The organism is Psychrobacter sp. AOP5-GZ1-6 (genome assembly GCF_052376345.1).
In the GTDB taxonomy this organism is placed as follows: domain Bacteria; phylum Pseudomonadota; class Gammaproteobacteria; order Pseudomonadales; family Moraxellaceae; genus Psychrobacter.
The window spans coordinates 1-848 of sequence record NZ_JBQSVP010000304.1; the positions used below are offsets into that span (position 1 = coordinate 1).

Genomic DNA, 848 nt, shown 5'->3' on the forward strand with positions numbered 1-848 from the left:
CTGAACCGCCCCGGTATTGTCGGAGACTTAATATTCTGAGAGAATACGACAATGAAAAGACAAACCTACACTCCTGAGATTAAAGAACGCGCTGTTCGTATGCTGATCGAAGCAGCAAACGACTATCCCTCCACATGGTCAGCTATTCAAGCCATTGCCCCTAAGATTGGCTGCACGCCTGAAACCCTGCGCTCATGGCACAAGAAGCATATAGATCAAACTATCCCTGCATCGGTACAAGCTCAAAGCCAAGAGCAACGTATTAAAGATCTTGAACGTGAATGCAGAGAACTCAAACAGGCCAATGAGATCATACGTAAGGCAGCGGCTTTTTTCGCCCAGGCGGAGCTCGACCGTCCACCGAAATAATGGTCACATTTATCGATGATCACAAGCAGAAATACGGGATCGAGCCAATATGTAGAGTACTACCGATTGCCCCATCAACCTACTACCGTACTAAAGACTTGGAGAGTTGCCCTGAAAAGCGCTCGTTGCGTCAGCAGCATGACGACTATTATATCAGCGAGATTAAACGTATTTGGCAGGACAGTAAATGCCGTTACGGTGCGCGTAAAGTATGGCAGCAGATGAAAGCTGACGGATTAAAGGTTGCTCGGTGTACCATAGAGCGATTAATGAAGCAGTATGGTATGCAAGGCGTTTGGCGTGGTAAGGGTAAGATGACCACCACCAGCCGTGATGACCAAAAACGCGCTGATGACTTGGTCAATCGTAACTTTAATGCCCGTCGTCCTAATCAGCTTTGGGTTGCAGATTTTACCTATATCAAGACACTGAGTGGCTGGGTTTATACTGCTTTTGTTATTGATGTGTTCGCTCGTGCC

At 47.1% G+C, this 848-nt stretch carries 1 pseudogene and 1 other annotated feature; the pseudogene reads left to right on the plus strand.

The annotated features are described in order from the left end of the window. Positions 1-51 precede the first annotated feature (51 nt). Positions 52-848 (plus strand): annotated as a pseudogene (locus tag ACT3RN_RS15920) (IS3 family transposase); the annotation flags it as partial. Further along, positions 327-443 (plus strand) — a sequence feature (AL1L pseudoknot). (Overlaps the previous pseudogene by 117 nt.)